The sequence below is a fragment of the Butyricicoccus sp. OF27-2pH9A genome (assembly GCF_027693185.1).
Taxonomy (GTDB): Bacteria; Bacillota; Clostridia; order Oscillospirales; family Butyricicoccaceae; genus Agathobaculum; species Agathobaculum butyriciproducens.
Map to the genome: position 1 here is coordinate 109,972 of NZ_JAQEXK010000002.1, position 17,104 is coordinate 127,075.

At 56.5% G+C, this 17,104-nt stretch carries 15 protein-coding genes; 10 read left to right on the forward strand and 5 right to left on the reverse strand.

The window, feature by feature from the left end; genetic code table 11:
- The first annotated feature begins 117 nt into the window (after positions 1 to 117).
- The gene (locus PG722_RS02535; RefSeq protein ID WP_270579565.1) at positions 118 to 2,385 is read left to right on the forward strand and encodes an S-layer homology domain-containing protein; all 2,268 of its coding nucleotides are present in this window, start codon (positions 118 to 120) and stop codon (positions 2,383 to 2,385) included.
- 177 nt (positions 2,386 to 2,562) lie between these two features.
- Here the strand turns inward: PG722_RS02535 and PG722_RS02540 are convergent, their stop codons facing one another.
- Positions 2,563 to 3,639, reverse strand: a complete 1,077-nt coding sequence (locus PG722_RS02540; RefSeq protein ID WP_270579566.1) for a DUF4179 domain-containing protein — start codon at positions 3,637 to 3,639, stop codon at positions 2,563 to 2,565.
- A complete protein-coding gene (locus tag PG722_RS02545; protein WP_188886271.1) occupies positions 3,623 to 4,114 on the reverse strand; it encodes an RNA polymerase sigma factor in 492 nt (163 codons plus the stop codon). The genes PG722_RS02540 and PG722_RS02545 overlap by 17 nt, the downstream gene beginning before the upstream one ends.
- Positions 4,115 to 4,533: 419 nt before the next feature.
- On the opposite strand from PG722_RS02545, the gene PG722_RS02550 reads away from it, so the two are divergent.
- Both PG722_RS02550 and PG722_RS02555 read left to right on the forward strand, forming a co-directional pair.
- Positions 4,534 to 6,057 (forward strand): 4Fe-4S dicluster domain-containing protein, encoded by a 1,524-nt coding sequence (locus tag PG722_RS02550; RefSeq protein WP_270579701.1) that lies wholly within the window; start codon positions 4,534 to 4,536, stop codon positions 6,055 to 6,057.
- Positions 6,058 to 6,120: 63 nt separating this feature from the next.
- Positions 6,121 to 6,513 (forward strand): TIGR04076 family protein, encoded by a 393-nt coding sequence (locus PG722_RS02555; RefSeq protein ID WP_270579567.1) that lies wholly within the window; start codon positions 6,121 to 6,123, stop codon positions 6,511 to 6,513.
- A 40-nt stretch (positions 6,514 to 6,553) separates the two neighbouring features.
- Here PG722_RS02555 and PG722_RS02560 read toward each other — a convergent pair whose 3' ends face one another.
- The 3 genes from PG722_RS02560 to PG722_RS02570 all read right to left on the reverse strand — a co-directional run bounded on the left by PG722_RS02560 (position 6,554) and on the right by PG722_RS02570 (position 9,649).
- Entirely contained in the window at positions 6,554 to 7,597 is a 1,044-nt protein-coding gene (locus PG722_RS02560) for an alcohol dehydrogenase (protein WP_270579568.1), read from the reverse strand.
- Between the two features lie 75 nt (positions 7,598 to 7,672).
- Entirely contained in the window at positions 7,673 to 8,416 is a 744-nt protein-coding gene (locus PG722_RS02565; protein WP_270579569.1) for a DUF554 domain-containing protein, read from the reverse strand.
- Positions 8,417 to 8,482: 66 nt separating this feature from the next.
- Positions 8,483 to 9,649, reverse strand: coding sequence for a tRNA(Met) cytidine acetate ligase (locus tag PG722_RS02570; protein WP_270579570.1), 1,167 nt, complete (start codon positions 9,647 to 9,649; stop codon positions 8,483 to 8,485).
- A 165-nt stretch (positions 9,650 to 9,814) separates the two neighbouring features.
- Between PG722_RS02570 and PG722_RS02575 the strand changes: the two genes are divergently transcribed.
- The 7 genes from PG722_RS02575 to PG722_RS02605 all read left to right on the forward strand — a co-directional run bounded on the left by PG722_RS02575 (position 9,815) and on the right by PG722_RS02605 (position 16,195).
- Positions 9,815 to 11,026, forward strand: coding sequence for an acetate/propionate family kinase (locus PG722_RS02575; RefSeq protein ID WP_118360029.1), 1,212 nt, complete (start codon positions 9,815 to 9,817; stop codon positions 11,024 to 11,026).
- Positions 11,027 to 11,101: 75 nt separating this feature from the next.
- Positions 11,102 to 11,995 (forward strand): CPBP family intramembrane glutamic endopeptidase, encoded by an 894-nt coding sequence (locus tag PG722_RS02580; RefSeq protein WP_118284618.1) that lies wholly within the window; start codon positions 11,102 to 11,104, stop codon positions 11,993 to 11,995.
- A gap of 12 nt (positions 11,996 to 12,007) precedes the next feature.
- The gene (locus tag PG722_RS02585; RefSeq protein ID WP_118284619.1) at positions 12,008 to 12,811 is read left to right on the forward strand and encodes a PHP domain-containing protein; all 804 of its coding nucleotides are present in this window, start codon (positions 12,008 to 12,010) and stop codon (positions 12,809 to 12,811) included.
- 19 nt (positions 12,812 to 12,830) lie between these two features.
- On the forward strand, positions 12,831 to 13,733 hold the full coding sequence (gene ispE, locus PG722_RS02590) for a 4-(cytidine 5'-diphospho)-2-C-methyl-D-erythritol kinase (RefSeq protein WP_117751096.1): 903 nt from the start codon (positions 12,831 to 12,833) through the stop codon (positions 13,731 to 13,733).
- A 64-nt stretch (positions 13,734 to 13,797) separates the two neighbouring features.
- On the forward strand, positions 13,798 to 14,016 hold the full coding sequence (locus PG722_RS02595) for a hypothetical protein (RefSeq protein ID WP_118564209.1): 219 nt from the start codon (positions 13,798 to 13,800) through the stop codon (positions 14,014 to 14,016).
- Between the two features lie 68 nt (positions 14,017 to 14,084).
- Positions 14,085 to 14,591, forward strand: a complete 507-nt coding sequence (locus tag PG722_RS02600; protein ID WP_110435405.1) for a DUF4330 domain-containing protein — start codon at positions 14,085 to 14,087, stop codon at positions 14,589 to 14,591.
- A 5-nt stretch (positions 14,592 to 14,596) separates the two neighbouring features.
- Entirely contained in the window at positions 14,597 to 16,195 is a 1,599-nt protein-coding gene (locus PG722_RS02605) for an O-antigen ligase family protein (RefSeq protein ID WP_270579572.1), read from the forward strand.
- The last annotated feature ends 909 nt before the right edge of the window (positions 16,196 to 17,104 follow it).

Here is a 17,104-nt window from a genome sequence, read left to right on the forward strand (position 1 = left end):
TTCACCATTGTTACACTTTGCCGCCTGACCTTGTATGAGAGTGCGTGATTGCTTATAATGTATATTGTATAAGAATAACAAGGATAGAGAACTTTACACAATATACAGGTGAAGCATATGTTCAAAAAAACACTTTCCGCGCTGGCGGTTGCGTGTGTGATGCTGGTGAGTGCGGCTGCGGCCGGCACCATTTTTCCGGCAGAGTACACCGACATTGACGGCGTGACACGCGCAGGCTATCTGGATGAGGACGGCATGACCGTTCTTCCGTTTGCCTACGCACAGGCAGGAGATTTCGCGGACTGCGGACTCGCTGCCGTAGAAAACGAGCAGTGGCAGACGGCGGTGATCGACCGCACGGGAAAGCTCGTCATTGCATACACGGATTCGCCGGTTTCGGTTGATTTTTCGGATACGATAGTTGCGTATCGTTACACTGACCACAGCGTGTATTATGCGACTGACGGCAAGCGCATTGGCTCATATCCGGGCGCGGTCGGCTTCTTTGAGGACGGACTGCTGCTGTGCAGAAATGCGGATACCGGTCTGTATTCCTATGTCAAGCAGGATGGTTCGACTGCCTTTTCGGGCAGCTACCGTAAGGCTGGCGCGTTCTCAAATGGCAGAACGCTTGTGCAGACGCAGGACGGCGATTATCAGGCAATCGACACCGAGGGCACGGTGCTGTACACTCTGCCGAATGACGTAACGCCTTCCTACATGGCGATTTACGGCGAGAGCACGGTGGTCGTCACCAACGGCACCAATCAGGCGCTGTATTCGCTTTCGGAGGGCAAACTGCTGACCGAGTTTCTGTACAACACCATTTCGGAGTTTCACGACGGCGAAGCAATGGTTCGTCAGATCAACCGCTGGGGCATTATGGATACCACCGGCAAGCTGCTGACGGCGCCGACGTATTACTATCTGTCCTACATGGGCGAGGGGCTGTACGCGGCCCGCAGTGAGGACGGTTCGGTTTCCGCGGTGGATGCGGGCGGCAGCCTGTCTTACCGCACGCTGAGCTACATCAGCGGCTTCTCCGAGCTGCGCTACGGTCTGTCGTGGCACAACACCGCAGACGGCACATTGATTTTCTTCCGCAAAAACGGCGGCTTTGCAGCGTCCGTTAAAGAGGCGGAGAACCCGACCATTCTGACCGAAAACGTGGTCTGCGTCACGCAGGACGACACCCGCAAGTATATTGATCTGCGCAGCGGCAAAACGCTGTTCGAGCAGCCGAAGTCGTTCGACCTTGGCGGCGGCATCACCGCAAGGACCGTGCATTACGAAAAGTTCATGGGCTATCAGCAGGACGGCACGGAGCATGGATGGGATGTCGATTTTCCGGAGATCAGCGGTCTGAGCGACAAAAAGGTGCAGAGCACCATCAACAGCGAAATCCGTTCGTTCTTCCTCAAGGGACCGTCCGTTACCGCAGAGTATGATGCGCTCGAGGGCAGCTACGGTGCGTCCGTGGAAGGCTCGGTGCTCGTTGTCTGGGCCAACTGCGTGAGCGGCAAAGGCGCCGGTTCGTCGGTCTGGAATAACTGTCTGGCATTTGATCTGCACACCGGCACGCAGTACACACTGAACGACCTGCTGATCGGTGACTACATCGAGACGGTCAAGCAGCTGCTGCCGGACGATCATGCGATTTATCTGTACAGCTATCCGCGCGTCAGCACGAAAGGCGTAACCTATTTTTACAACGAATATGAGAGCGCTTCCCGCAGAGCATACACAGAGGAATATCTGCTGACGTTTGAGCAGCTTTCCGGTGTGCTAAACTGCAACAGCGCATGCTATAAGGCGTTGATGACGTCGTATTCGCCCGAAGTTTCGGCTGCTGCGACCGGCTACAGCGATGTGAGCAGTACCTGCTGGGCACTGCAGTATATCAATACAGTGACCGAGCGCAAGCTGATGACCGGCGCGAACGGTAAATTCCGTCCGAACGATAAGATCACGGCGGCTGAGGTCTGCACGACCATCGCGCGTCAGCGCGGTCTGTCCGGCAGCGGCACACTGCCCGCAGACGTTCGCGCAGGCGAGTGGTACTCGGAGGCGGTCAGCGCGGTGTACGCAAACGGTCTGCTCGAGGGCCTGAATGACTTCCGGCCGACAGCTGCCATGACCCGCGAGGACGCGATGCAGCTTTTTGCAAATCTGCTGCAGGCGGACGGTACAGCGGCCATGAGTGATACCGAAACCGCACAGACGCTGGTATCTGTCAAGGATGCAGGCTCTATCTCGGCAGACCGCCGAAATGCGGTTGCGCTGTGTATGCAGAAGGGTCTGGTGCAGGGCTTCAGCGACGGCACGATCAAGCCGCAGGGTACGTTCACCCGTGCGGAGTTCGCAAAGCTGCTGACGACGATTTAATGAAAATGAAGAATGGAGAATGGAAAATGATTATGCAGCATTCCGTTCTCCATTTTTGTTTAGGCATGAGAAAACCCCGGAGACTACCACTCTCCGGGGTTTTCGCAGCTCATGGCTGTGTCACATCGTTGTTAATCGTATAGCATCGATCTTGCGATAATGCAAGCACTACGCCGATTATTTTACCGGAATCGTAGTATCACCGATGGTGACGGACGCCACTTCATCAAGCGGGAGAATGGTATCGAACGTGCCCTGGCGGGTGCAGACGGTCTTGCCGTCATGCACGTCCATGCTGCTGCCGTTGCCTGGCACGTCGATTACAGTGCCGTCCTTCTTATTGATAAGCAGTTTTGCAGAAAATGCGTCCCATGTATCGCGGTGGCTGGCGGGTTCCTGACCGCTTTCGGCATTCTCAAACGGTGCTTTGCCATCAACCGTGTAGACAAAGTTATAGCCGATAGGCGAGAGCAGGACTTTATTGATCGTTGCGGTTTTGCCACCTACTTGAATAGACTGACCGGCAGGCAGTTCAACCGCGCTGTTATCGGCCTCCAGCTTGAACTTGAGATGCCAGGTACCGTCGGCGATGGTTTTGGTTTCAGCGCCGTTATCAGTTACTGCTGTCAGGTCGCCGAGCATAATCTTTGCTGTACCACCGGTCGTAACTGCGTCAGTGTACGACATGGTTTCAACATACTGAATGGCATTATCATTCGGATTTTCGTCATAGAAATAGCTACTGCCGATTGCGCCTTGCGCATTCAGGCCGATATTGCTGTCTGCACGATTCCAGTACACATTCAGCAGACCGGTATCCGGGTTTTTCGTGCAGTCGAACGCCGAACCGTCCTCCTTTTCGAGCGTGTAGGAGATAAGGTAGTTGTAGCCATCGAACAGAATCGCATCCGCGGTGACGGTCACGCCGCCCGCCGTATCGCTCGCGCCGATTGGGCGGCCGATCTGGTCGATGATTTCGGTGTCTGCTGTTGGACCGAATACGCCGGCAAATGCGTCGCTCGCGGACTTGAATACGCCGGTTGCGCCTGCACCGATGCTCAGCACCAGAGCGGCAGCCACGCCGACCGCCGCGATGCGCGGAAAACGGCGTACACGATGAATGGCAACCGGCTGCTCCGGCTGCTCGGCGGCGGCCATCAGGCGATTGACCATGCGGCTTTTCGCCTCGTCAGAGAAGCGCAGCTCGTCCAGTGCGGAATTATACATTTTGTTATCGTTATACTCTCTGTTCATAAAGATCCCCTCCCAAGGTGGTGCGCAGGCTTTTGCGCCCGCGGCTCAGGTGTGCGGAAACGGCAGACTCGCTCTGACCGAGCAGAGACGCGATTTCGCGCACGGAATAGCCCTCGTAGTAGTGCAGATAGACCGCTTCACGGTATTTGCGCGGCAGCGCCATCACCGCATCGAGCACATCGGAATCCGGTGCGGCAGGCGCGGGTGTCGCGGCAGCGGCCTCCAGACCGACGTTGCGCCGGTGCGCGGCGCGCAGACTGTCCTTGCAGGCGTTGGCGGTCGCGCGGATGATCCACGCTTTCTCGTGCGCCGGACTGTCAAAGGTTTGACCGCCGGTCAGCAGCTTGAGGAAGATATTCTGGCAGATGTCCTCGGCATCGTGTGTGGACTTCAAATAGGTGTAAGCCAGCCGCAGGATTAGGTCGGAGTACGTCTGCACCAGACGTTCGGCGTCCGCCCTGTTAAATTGTTTCATTGGTCTCAGCTCCTTTGGAAAGCAACGTTGTTTCACCTATAATACGATTGAGGATTGCGTATCCTGACAGAGAGGATAAATTTATTATAACATAAATACGTTAGCGGGCACCGTTCCCGCGCGCCGCAGCGTACATCGCCCGCTTTTCGTCAAGCGTAAAACCTTCGATTTTGCAAGGGATAGAAAGACACCTGTCCGTCTGCGCGTTGTTTTTCAACAGAATGCCCAAAAAACACAGGTAAAATTGTAACAAAGTAATTGTTAAAAAATCTACAAATACCCTTTGCAGAAAGCCCTGTTTATGGTATCCTGTTAAAAGAGCACATGCGCTCTGCCGGGAGCGCTCATAAGATAGTATAAAGGGAAGACCCGCTCAACGGGTCGCAAAGGAATTCAGGAGGATAAAACAAGCTATGGCTATGAGAGGTGTAGAAACCCGTATTCAGGAGATCCGCCACCGCATTTTCACCGAGGTTGCCCGTATGGCGTACCATACTGAGTGGCCGACCGACCGCCGTATCGAAGCACTGCCGTTTGACATCATGCCGGGCGAAGTGGGCAATATCCGCAACGATATTTTCCTCGAGCGCGCTATCGTCGGCGAACGCCTGCGTCTGGCGATGGGTCTGCCGTGCCGCAGTGCCGCCGAGCACGCGCCGCTGTCCGACAACATCGAGGCTGCCACCCGAGAGGAAACCTACTACACGCCGCCGCTCATCAACGTGATCAAGTTCGCGTGCCACGCCTGCAAGGAGAACGAGGTCATGGTCACGGACGGCTGTCAGGGCTGCATGGCGCATCCGTGCGTTGAGGTATGTCCCAAGGGCGCAGTATCGCTCGACCGCTTCAACGGCCGTTCTGTTATCGATCAGGAGAAGTGCATCAAGTGCGGACGCTGCATGGATGTCTGTCAGTATCACGCCATCATCCGTCAGGAGCGCCCGTGCGCGGCAGCCTGCGGCATGGATGCCATCCACAGCGACTGCAATGGCAGAGCCGATATTGATTACGAGAAGTGCGTTTCCTGCGGCCAGTGCCTTGTAAACTGCCCGTTCGGCGCGATCGCAGACAAGTCGCAGATCTTCCAGATGATCCGCGCCATTCAGGCGGGTGAGCGTGTCTACGCCGCTGTCGCACCGGCGTTTGTCGGCCAGTTCGGCCCGAAAATGACCCCGGGCAAGCTGCGTGCGGCTATGAAGCGCCTCGGCTTTGCCGATATTATCGAGGTTGCCATCGGCGCTGACCTGTGTGCGGCACAGGAAGCCGAGGACTTCGTTAAGGAAGTACCGGAAAAACTGCCGTTCATGGCAACATCCTGCTGTCCGGCATGGTCCGCAATGGCGAAAAAGCTGTTCCCGGATCAGGCAAACTGCATCTCGATGGCCCTCACCCCGATGACGCTGACCGCTCGACTGGTCAAGCACCATCAGCCGGGCGCAAAGGTTGCGTTTATCGGACCGTGCGCGGCAAAGAAGCTCGAAGCAATGCGTTCGGACGTACGAAGCGAGGTCGATTTCGTGCTGACGTTCGAGGAGATGACCGGTATTTTCGCCGCACGCCATATCGACGTGGAAAATCTCAAGGAGGACCCGCACGGCATCAACGATGCATCCACGGACGGCCGTAACTTTGCGGTATCCGGCGGTGTAGCAAATGCGGTTGTCAACGTCATCAACGAGAAGCACCCGGACCGCGAGATCAAGGTGGCAAACGCCGAGGGTCTGCGCGACTGCCGCAAGCTGCTGATGGCCGCCAAGGCCGGCAAGTACAACGGTTATCTGCTCGAAGGCATGGCATGCCCGGGCGGCTGTGTAGCCGGTGCGGGCACGATGCAGTCCATCAAGAAATCCGCTGCGGTAGTCGGCATGTATGCCAAGCAGGCGGAACACCAGACTGCAACCGGCACGCATCATGTTGCCGAGCTGGATAAGCTGGTTGATTAAAAAATAATGCTGTAAAAGCCACTGTATCGACTGATATGGTGGCTTTTCTCTTGAATACAGCAGGTGAATGGTGATGAAAAAGTAACTGTTCTGGACAAAAAACTGTATCCGGAGCTGCAGCAGCAGTATTGCGCCGACCCGTTCTCCGGCGTGTGCCCCTGTTGCAACGTGGGAGATGAATTTGAATTCTACCGCGATGATGTGCGGGACGATTTCTGGCACATGGGTATCAACACGCTGACCAAAACCACCGGTGATGCTGATGCCGTTGCAGGCGGTCCGAAACTGCCGTTCTGCTCCGAGGTCTGGGATGCGATTTCGCGCTATATCTATACCGTACTGCAGGACGGCTCGATTATGAAAGGCTGGATGAAGCGCGAAAACGAGATGATAACCTGCTGTTCGGACAAAGCGCGGCCGGTTATCTTCAACATCGAGAGAATCGACTGCGAATAAAATGCAAAAGCGGCAGAGGCTGTGCCTCTGCCGCTTGTTTTTACTTCTCCGGAGGAGTAATTGCCACCTTCATTACACCGTCGCGGCGCTTCTCAAACAGATCGTACGCCGCTTCAATCTCATTCAGCGGGAAAATATGCGTGATGAGCGGTGTGGTATCCAGTTGACCGTTTTCAATCAGCCGCAGGATTTCTGCGGTGTCGCAGCCATCCACGCCGCCGGTCTTGAAGATCAGGTTTTTGCCGTACATATCGGGCAGGGGAAGCACCTGCGGCTTGTCATACAGTGCAACAACGGTGACAACGGCGTTCGGACGGGCGCACTTCCATGCAAGACGGAAGCTTTCGTCCGAGCCTGCCACCTCGCAGACCACATCCGCGCCGCCGTGCGGGCTGTTCAGCTGCACGAACTCCTGCGCGTGGTCGGGCGTGATGGTGAGCACATCGGGATAGTGCTCGCGCACAAAGCGCAGCCGCGTCGGATCGGGGTCACAGATGATGATCCTGTGCGGGTGATGCAGCATGGCGCACAGCATGGTGCAGATGCCGGTGGGTCCGGCACCGAGGATAAGCACGGTGTCGCCCTGCCTGATCTCGGAAATTCTGGCGGCCCAGTAGCCGGTGGCGAGCACATCGCCGGCAAACAGCGCCTGCCGGTCGGAAACGCGATCGGGAATGACGGTCAGACCCTGATCGGCATACGGTACGCGGACGTACTCCGCCTGACCACCGTCAATCCGGCAGCCGAGTGCCCAGCCGCCGTTGGGATCGGTGCAGTTGTTGACAAAGCCGTGCTGACAGAAAAAGCAGTGTCCGCAGAACGTCTCCACGTTGACGGCTACACGGTCGCCGGGTTTGACGGTTTTGACTGCTGAACCGACCTGCTCGACTACACCGACCATCTCATGACCGACCGTAATACCGGGTACGGCACGCGGCACCGAGCCGTGCTTGATGTGCAGATCGCTCGTGCAGATGCTCGACATGGTAACGCGCACTACCGCGTCTCCTGCATGCGTGAGAACGGGTTCCGGCTTGTTCTGCAGGGCAAACTCACCCTGTTTTCGATAAGTGTAAGCGAGCATAGTTTACGGCTCCGTTTCGTTAAATGTTATATCCATTATACGGGAGGGCGAAAAGAAAGTCAAACTGTGTCGATTTTATAAGGTGCCGAGAGTCGGGAAAAACTGCGCCAGAAAGAAAAACAGCACCGGCAGGAAGATCGCAGGCAGCAGATTGCCGACGCGCAGCTTGCTGTTGAAGATGAGATTCAAGCTAATGGCAAAAATCAGCACGGAGCCGACACACGACATTTGACCAATCAAGACATCGGTCAGCCAGGGACGGATGAATCGTGCCATCAATGTAATGCCGCCTTGATAGAAGAAAATCGGCACAATAGACAGGTATACGCCCTTGCCGAGAGATGCGGCGAAGAGAATCGAGGCAACACCATCCAGAATAGCCTTGGCAATCAGCATGGTTGGGTCACCGTTCAGACCATCATTTAATGCACCGACAATTGCCATTGCACCGACACAAAACAGAAGAGATGCGGTAACGAAGCCTTCAACAAATCGGCTGTCCCCTTTGGCAGCAAAGTGTGATTGACAGAATGCACCGAAATCCTCCAGTCGCTGCTCGATATTCAGCGCTTCACCGATGACAGCGCCGAGTGCCAGACAGAGTATAAGCAGCATGGTATGCTGGGTGCCGATTTCGCCATCCTGTATGATCAATACTTCGCTGAGTGTTCCGCCTATACCGATAAAGCAGGTGGTTAGTCCCAGTCCCTGCATGACCGTTTTTTCAAAGCGTTTCGGCAGACCGTTTTTTAACAGTATACCGATAGTAGTGCCTATAAGCACTGTGCCAACATTTACAATGGTTCCAAGACCAATCATAAAATCCCCTCGTTTCACTTTACAACGCTAAAGTTTATTGTAAAGCAAAATGAGAGGATTGTCAATTCAGCGCAGACAGAACGGCGTTTTACGGAAATGCCCGCCGCCGATTCTCCGTTCGGGATCGGGAAGTGCAAGCGCAAACAGGTCGTCCGCGAAGGCATCGCGGCAGAGTGCCGCTTGCAGATTTGCGGGCAGCCGTTTTTCCGTTGCCGGTTTGACGATAACGGGCAGGGCAGCCTGCCTGAGCGCCGCCCGTCCGCGCACGCCGAGCGCCAGTACGCGCAGATAAGCAGGGGAGACGGGTGCGTCCGTCTCCACACCGAGCACAGCCCGCAGGAGCGCTCGCCGCACACGAGCCGCCGGAAACCGCCGCGTTCGCGCCTTTTCTACCGCATCTGAGAACGAATGTGCCGTATAGACCGCCTTGCGGAGCCGCTCGTCAAAGCCGTCTGCCGAGCCGGTCCGCAGTCTGCCCTGATAGAGTGCCGTCCGCAGCAGCGCGAGCAGTGTGTTCTCCGGCAGAGCGACCGGCGCTTCACCGCAATCTGCGGCCTCCTTCCACACGGCGCGAGCCGCAGGCGGCAGGAACGGTGCGCAGAACGCGAAATCGCCGTCTCGCAAATGTGCTCTCAGCAGACTCGCTGAGGCAAAGCCGCTGTGCGGCGCACGCGCATCGTGGGCCGCGCCCTGCCGGAGCACCGCAAGCGGGCGCATCCCGAGCGGGAGCAGGAAGCGGCAGTATTCCACGGCGAGCGTGTTGTTCGGGTTATCCAAAAGAACGGCAGCCTGTTTGTTGACTTTGCTGAGTTCTTCCTGCCGTCTGGCGGCGTAGGACAGGTGCGGAGAGCCGGATTCTCCCTTCATCGGCAGGCTGTTCAGGAGTTCTGCCGCCTGTAAAAGTAAATCCGTATCCGCAGTCTCCGCGCCGAATGACACCGTGCCGCACCCGAGTGCATGCAGCGTCTGCACCGCACCCTTGGCGAAGCCCTCCGCCGAGGACAGCGCCGCCGCAAGCGGCAATTCAACCACGAGGTCAGCGCCGCAGCGCACGGCCATTTCGGCACGCGCGTACTTATCCAGCACGGCAAAATCGCCGCGCTGGACGAAATTGCCGCTCATCACGCATACGATCACGGCGTTTTCGCCGAGGCTGCGCCGGGTTTCGGCAATGTGGTGCAGATGGCCCGTGTGAAACGGATTATACTCGGCGGTGATGCCGCATACGGTCATGACGGTGCTCCTTTCAGTGAGATGACAGCGGTCTGCAAGGTAAAAACCTCGAAAAAGGGGTTGTACATTTGCAAAGAATCGTGTAGAATAAAAATATAGCATTATTATATAGGCTTCCGCGGCTTTATGCAAGCCGCCAAATACGGCATAAGGGAGTTTTCACAAATGAAAGTATTGGTAATCAACGCTGGCAGTTCTTCGCTGAAGTACCAGCTGCTCGACACCGAGTCGGGCGAGGTAATGGCGAAGGGCCTGTGCGAGCGCATCGGCATCGACGGTGTGCTGACCCACACCGGCAACAAGTCCGATGAGAAGTTCAAGTTCGACATCGCAATGCCGACTCACAAGGAAGCGATCCAGTCTGTTATCAACATTCTGCTCGATCCGGAAAAGGGTGTCATCTCCTCTATGAGCGAGATCGACGCAGTAGGTCACCGCGTTGTACACGGCGGCGAGTTCTTCTCGGACAGCGTTATCATCACCGAGAAGGTCCTCAAGGCGATCGAGGACTGCGTACCGCTGGCACCGCTTCACAATCCGCCTAACCTGACCGGCATCGAGGCTTGCCGCGAGGTTATGGGCCCGGATGTTCCGATGGTCGCAGTATTCGATACCGCATTCCATCAGACCATGCCGCAGTCCCACTATATGTACGCAGTACCGTATGAGTATTACGAGAAGTACAAGATCCGTCGTTACGGCTTCCACGGCACCAGCCATAAGTACGTTTCTCAGCAGGCTGCTGAGATGCTCGGCCGTCCGCTCGAGGAGCTGCGCCTGATCACCTGCCACCTCGGCAATGGTTCTTCTATCTGCGCAATCAACGGCGGCAAGAGCTTCGATACCTCCATGGGCTTCACTCCGCTGGACGGTCTGCCGATGGGCACCCGTGCCGGCAACATCGATCCGGCTATCATCGAGTTCCTGGCTGAGCACGAGCACATGGACGCACACGAGGTCATCAATATCCTGAACAAGAAGTCCGGTATGCTGGGTATCTCCGGCGTATCCTCCGACTTCCGTGATCTGGACGCTGCAGTTGCTGACGGCAACGCGCGTGCTGCTCTGGCGAAGGATATGTTCAACCTGTCCGTTAAGAAGATCATCGGTTCCTACGTTGCCGAGATGGGCGGCGTAGACGCTATCATCTTCACCGCAGGCGTAGGCGAGAACGACCGTTCGGTTCGCTGGGATGTCTGCGAGCACCTCGAGTACCTCGGCATCAAGATCGACCCGGAGAAGAACAAGTACCGCGGCAAGCAGATGGATATCTCCATCGACTGGGCACGCGTTCGCGTTCTGGTCATTCCGACCAACGAGGAGCTTATGATCGCCAAGGATACCGAGCGTCTGGTAAACGAGGCCAAGGCTCAGTAAGCCTTTCGTCAATTAGACAAATATGGGGGCGGAGCATAGGCTCCGCCTCTGTTTTTGCCCGGAGAGGAAACTTTTATGGAGCAAATTGATATCCCGCAGGAGCGCCGCTACTGCTCGAAGCTGGGATTTTCCGTGCTGGCGATCATGCTGTGGTCGATCCTTTGGCAGTTCGGCCTGTACTGGCTGGACGGCTGGATCCTGCCGTTCCGCATGCCGGAAACGCTGTATTACCTGCTGCTGCTCGTCGGACATTATGCGGTCTCGCTGCCGATCGTGTTCTGTTTATGGCGCAAAACACCGCCGATGCCGTTCTGCAAGGAGCGGGCAGGCGCAAAGCGCATGGGCCGGTGGTTTGTCATCGGCTGTGCGCTGATGTGGCTCGGTTCGCTCATCGGCACGAATATCAACGACATGGTCTACGCTCTGACCGGACGCGATCCGGTCGGCATGGTGGACGAGAGCTTTTCGCAGATGCCGATGGCGGCTGTCGTTCTCGGTGCGTGCTTCATCGGTCCGCTGTGTGAGGAGCTGGTGTTCCGCGGTCTGCTGGCCGGCCGTCTTGCGCGGTACGGGCAGAAGCCGGGCGCCTTCATTTCTGCGCTGCTGTTCGGCCTGTATCACGCCAATCTGGAGCAGTTTTTCTACGCCTTTGCGCTCGGTCTGCTGCTGTCTTACGCGTACTACCGCACCGGATTGCTGCGCACCTCGGTGCTGCTGCACATGCTGTTCAACATCATCGGCTCGGTGGTGCCCATGCTGCTGCCGGATACCATAGCCGCGCAGTCGGCGCTCGGCATGTTCTGGATGGCGATGCTGGTGATCGGCATGATCCTGCTCGTTCGCGGCAGAAAACAGCAGGTCTGGCTGCACGGACCCTGTGCGCCGTCGCTTAAAGCCGTTTTGCAGAATGCAGGCATGTTTCTGTTGATCGTCGCCTGCTTTGTACAGACCGTGTTCAATTATCTATAAGGAGGAACGTCCATGCGGGTAGACCTGCACATGCACACCGGATATTCGGCCGATGCCCAGTATCCGCAGTCCATCGACGATAAAATTCACGCCTGCGAGCAGGCCGGACTGGATATCATCGGCATTACCGATCATCTGGATTTTCTGCGTTCGGGTGGCACGCGCGACAACCGTGACCCGGAAGCCTGTGCGCGCGAGGTATGGGAAAAGCGCCGTCCGGCAGGGAACGGCGGTATTGAGGTTCTGGCGGGTATGGAGATCGGCCAGCTGCACGCCACACCGGATGCGGACGATTTTGTCCGCACGCATCCGTTCGATATGGTCATCGGCTCGCTGCATGCCATGCCGAACGATCTGGATATCTACTTTCACGACTTTCCGAATATGGACTGCGACAAGTTCCTGCACGAGTATTTCGATCAGCTGCTGCTGCTCGAGGAGCACGGCGGCTTTGACGTGCTGGCGCACATTGACTATCCGCTGCGCGTGATGAAGCACGGCGACTATATTCCGTCGTTTGACAATTATATGGACCGCGTCCAGCAGGTGCTGCGCTCGTGCATCGACCACGGCTATGCGCTTGAGCTGAATGCTGCCGGCATTGCGGGCTGGCAGAAAAAGGTCGGTCCACCGCAGAATATTCTGTACGAATACAAGCGCATGGGCGGCGAGCGCATCTCGATCGGCTCGGATTCGCACACGCTGGACACCGTGGCGCGCGGCGTAGACGACTGCGTGAAGAATGCACTCGACGCAGGCTTTACTCACGTTACCGTGTTCCGTGAGCGCAAACCGGTGCAGATCGCACTGAAATAAATGTAGAGGCTGAAACAACATGCTTTTTAGACGAAAACAGGAAATTACACACGCGGATACGACTGTTCGTGCCCGTGCAAAGATCAACTTGACGCTCGACGTCACCGGACGGCGGGAGGACGGCTACCACACGGTGGAGATGGTCATGCAGTCGATCGCGCTGCACGATACCGTGCGCGTTACCACCATTCACGGCGAGAAGAAGCCGCGCGGCATCGTGCTGAGCTGCAGCCTGCCGTTTCTGCCGACCGACGAGCGTAATCTGGCGTACCGTGCGGCGGAGCTGTTCTACAAGGAGACCGGCGCACTACTCGAAACCTGCGAGATTCATATCGAAAAGCGCATTCCGGTTGCGGCAGGTCTTGCAGGCGGCTCGACGGACGCGGCGGCTGTACTGCGTGCGCTCAACGCATTGCATACAGCCGGTCTGACCGACGACGAGCTGTGCGAGATGGGACTTAAACTGGGTGCCGATGTGCCGTTCTGCCTGCGCGGCGGCACCATGCTGGCGCAGGGCATCGGCGAGGAGTTGAGCCTGCTGCCCGATATGCCGCACTGCTGGGTCGTGCTGTGCAAGCCGCCGTTTGCGGTGCCGACCAAGGAGGTCTATCAGGAGATCGACAGCGTGGATATCCTCGAGCATCCGGACAACAAGGGCATGATGGCCGCACTCGATCAGGGAGATTACGAGGGCGTGTGCGCGTACCTGTCCAACGTGATGGAGACTGTTACGGCGGCAAAACGCCGTCAGATCGGCGAAATCAAGTCGTTTCTCGCAGAAAACGGTGCGGACGGTACGCTGATGAGCGGCTCCGGTCCGACCGTGTACGGCCTGTTCTCGGATGAGAGCCGCGCCAAAACGGCAGCGAAAATGCTGCGCCGCCGTTTCGCGGATACGTTTTTGACCGAAACCTGCAATTAAACGGGTATAGAAAGCCGCCTTTCGGGCATACTGGGTACACCGGATGCAGAAAGGCGGTTTTGTTATGCAGAAACAGGATAGAAAGGCACTCGCGGCAGTGCTGACGGCGGTTTATGTGCTGTTCTGGTCGGCGTTTGCGCCGCAGAGTCCTCGTGCGGCATGGTGGTGTACGGCGTTTTCCATCACCTGCGAGGAGGCGGCAGGAAAGGACGCGGGAAACAGCGAGAAAATCGAGTTCCGCTCTTTCCTTGTTGATTTGTTTCGCCACAAAGATAACACTTAACTTTTAACGCTTCCTATGGTATAATGACACAGTGAAACACGAAATTCATTTGCCAACGGAGGAAATTTATGAAGATCATTAACGAAAAGGGCAAGCTGTTCGGCATCATCAATGTTGTCGATCTGCTGGTGCTGGTCGCTGCGATCGCTGTCGTAGCGGGTGTCGGCTACAAGCTGTTTGCCAAGCAGATCAAGGAGGTTGCGTCTCCGCAGGTCTCCCTGACGATGACCGTCCGCGTACGCGGTGCAACGCCGTTCCTGGTAAACGAGGTGCAGCGCAACAGCCAGGTAGGCAAGTCGCTGGTAAACGGCAACAGCTATGTCAATGCGCAGATCACCGATATGAAGATCGATGATTACAATCAGCAGGTTACCACCGCTGACGGCCGCATTGTAACGGCAACCGATCCGGAGAAGAAGGATCTGGTATTCACCATCACGACCAAGGTTTCCAAGGGCACGCCTGCACCGGCCATCGGTACGCAGGAGGTGCGCGCAGGCCGTACATTCATTGTAAAGACCAACGATTTTGAGACGACCGGCAACATTGATTCGGTCGATATTGCGGATAATTAAAGCCTATGAAAGCGTTATTTGAAAACAGTCTGTTCGTGCGGCTGTTGATGTGTCTGCGCGCATGGTACCACGAGGGCGCTATCGCGGGATTCTTTAACCGTATCCGGCAGGCGTACCCAGGCTCGGTGTTCTGCCGTCTGTGGAATAAATTCTGCGCGGCACCGATATGTACCTCGGCGAACAGCATCTATGCGCGAATTCTGGCAGCGCTGCGCCGGTTTGTCGAAAAGCTGGGCGGAATTGCGGCAAACAGCCTGATCTACCGCATCTGCCTTGCTGTCTGGCGGCCAATCGAGCGTGTCGCAGGCGGCGGCCTGATCGGCAGAGCCTGCAGGTTCGTCGGCATGCGCGGTTTGCTGCTCATTTGTCTGGCGATGTATCTGCCGCTCGATTCCGCTGTCCGCTGGGTGTCGGATGCCGGCTATCTGCCGTCGTTTGTGGCATCTGTGTGGGATGAGTGCCTGATGCTTGCTGCATTTGCGTACATCCTGTGGCACATGGCGATGAAGCGTGCGCCGCTCGGCTCGCGTGCTACGCCGGTGGATGCCTATCTGCTGCTGTTCATCGCGGTCGGCTTTTTCCTGATGTGTGCGGTTTCGCCGAATACGCATATCGCGGTAGCAGGCTACCGTGCGGTTGTGGAGTACCTGTTCTGGTTCTTCCTCGTCACCCGCCTGATTGAAAACGACCGCGATTTCGCGGTATTCTACGGTGCGCTCGTCGTGATGGCGCTCTGCATTGCGGCGCACGGCATTTATCAGTATATCGTAGCTGCGCCGATCCCGTCGAGCTGGGTCTCTCAGACCGAGGCCAGCGTGCGTACGCGTGTGTACTCGCTCACCGGCAGCCCGAATATCATGGGCAGTCTGCTGGTGCTGTTTGCCCCGATGGTGGCAGGACTTGCATATTACAGCAGTAAAATGTGGGTCAAGGTGCTGGCTATCTGCGCGACCGGCATGATGTGCCTGAGCTGCATTTTCACCTTTTCCAAGGGTGCCTGGGGCGGTCTGGCAGTAGCTGTTGTGATCTTCGCCATCTTTCTGGACCGTCGTTTGATCGCTCTGATGGGCGTGGCCGGTGTCGGCGCACTGCTGGCAATCCCGTCTATTGCGAACCGCATCACTTATCTGTTTACCGCGGATTACCTTGCGGCAAGCCGCCGTGCAGGTCGTGTTATTCGCTGGTCCAAGGGTCTTAAGCTGCTGCAGGAAAGCGATCCGGTGCTCGGCTTCGGCCTCGGCCGCTTCGGCGGCGCGGTTGCCATGCAGAACAAGGTCATCGAGGAGACCAAGGATTTCTCCTACTTCTACATGGATAACTATTATCTGAAAACGCTGGTCGAGATGGGTTATCTCGGTCTGGCATTCTTTATCCTGCTGCTGTTCGGTCTGGTGCTGTGGAGCCTGCGCTCGATCGGTCGTACCGGCTACACCAAGGGCGACCGCACGCGCGTGCTGGCGGTTTCCATGTTCGCAGGTATGTGCGGCGTGCTGGTGCACTGCTACTTCGAGAATATCTTCGAGGTGCCGTATATGATGGCGTATTTCTGGAGCATGGCGGCAGCGGTTATGTACCTCGGGTACTTCCGAAAACGAAAAACCTGATTTTTTTAGAGAACCTTCGTGAGAGGGTTCTCTTTTTTTCTCGGCACCGACTCAGCGGGGCACACGAACCGCGCAGGCGGTTCGCTCCTAACGGGCGAGGAGTTTTTCGCTTGCGATCAAGCGGGGAGTTGCGCTCTGCGGAGCGCGGGGATTCGCCGCGCCCCGCGGCGGGGCAAGAGGGTAGACACCTGCGGTTTCTACCCTCTTAACTCCCGTTTCCCTTTGTTTCTTAGTCTGGCGCAGATTGCCGACATGTGACCGCTGCGAAATGGGGGAACGGCAGTCGGGTTACTTTTTCGTTTGTTTCGCAAAATATTCGCAGTTCACAGACAGCGTACTGCTACACATGTGGTTTCATCTACGCAAGCGCGGCATGACAGTGCCGCGCAAATCCTTGGCACGTTGTAACGCACGGCATCTGCGAATTTAGGTGTTTGGTACAATTTATCTTCGTAGGCCCTGTCTATAACAACGCGCTAAAGGATCGCGCGGCACTGCTATGCCGCGCCTGCGAAGACTTTCCGGTCTGTGTAGCAGTAATGTATCTGACACTGCGAACAGGTTGTGAAAGACACGGAAGAAAAAATCCTCTGCCGTTCCCCCTGTTTCGCAGCGGTCACATGTAGGTAATCTGCGTCAGATTAGGAAGCAAGGGAAAGGTAGGAGTCCAAAGAGGAAGGAAAACCGCAGGTTGTCCCTTCCTTTTTGCCCCCGCGGCGGGCGCCGCACGTTCCTGCGCTCCGCAGAGCACAAATCCCGCTGAATCGCAGGCGAAAACCTCGGTTTAACATAGATTTTACTCGAAAACACACACTTTACTTAAACTTAACGAACTCTCGCTTTTGCATTTTACAAAACTTCCGTAAGATAATCTTGTAACAAAAAACGAAGACGAATGTAAAAGGAGAA